This is a genomic window from Clostridium psychrophilum (assembly GCF_018861705.1).
Taxonomy (GTDB): Bacteria; Bacillota; Clostridia; order Clostridiales; family Clostridiaceae; genus Clostridium_AD; species Clostridium_AD psychrophilum.
On the sequence record NZ_JAHLEC010000278.1, the window covers coordinates 1 to 620 of the forward strand.

The 620-nt window shown below is 34.5% G+C and carries 1 protein-coding gene; it reads right to left on the minus strand.

Annotation, left to right across the window (positions count from 1 at the left end):
• The coding region (locus KPL38_RS19465; protein WP_246578062.1) for a reverse transcriptase domain-containing protein at positions 1-620 on the minus strand (620 nt) is incomplete at both ends.

A 620-nucleotide genomic window follows, 5' to 3' on the forward strand; every position in this document is an offset into this window, starting at 1 on the left:
ACAAGGGTCCACCTTGAGGTGCTCCTTCTTCAGTATTCATAAATACCCCGTTTATCATAACTCCACTTTGTAGATACTTTCGTATCAGACAAATTACTCTACCGTCTTTAATATCTTCCGATAGTATTCTTATTAACTTATCATGATTTATCGTATCAAAGTATTTGGAAAGGTCAATATCTACTACCCATTTATACCCGGTATTGATATAACCCCTACATTTCTCAATAGCTTGTTTTGCACTCCTTAAAGGCCTAAAACCATAACTATTATCTGAAAATTTCTTTTCATATATTGGTATTAGAACTTGCGAAATTGCTTGTTGAACAACTCTATCTACTACAGTAGGTATTCCAAGTAGTCTTATCCCCCCTTCAGGTTTGGGTATTTCTACCCTTCTTACTGCTTGAGGTCTATATCTACTTTCCAGTAATGATTGCCTTAATTCTTGTCCATGCTCTTTTAGGTATTGTAGAAGTTCATCTACTGTCAAACCATCAATCCCATGGCTTCCTTTATTGGCTTTTACTCTTTTATATGCTTTATTCATATTATCTCTCGATAATATTTGCTCGAGCAAATCATTACCGTATCTATTTACATTGTTTCTTCCTTCTTCT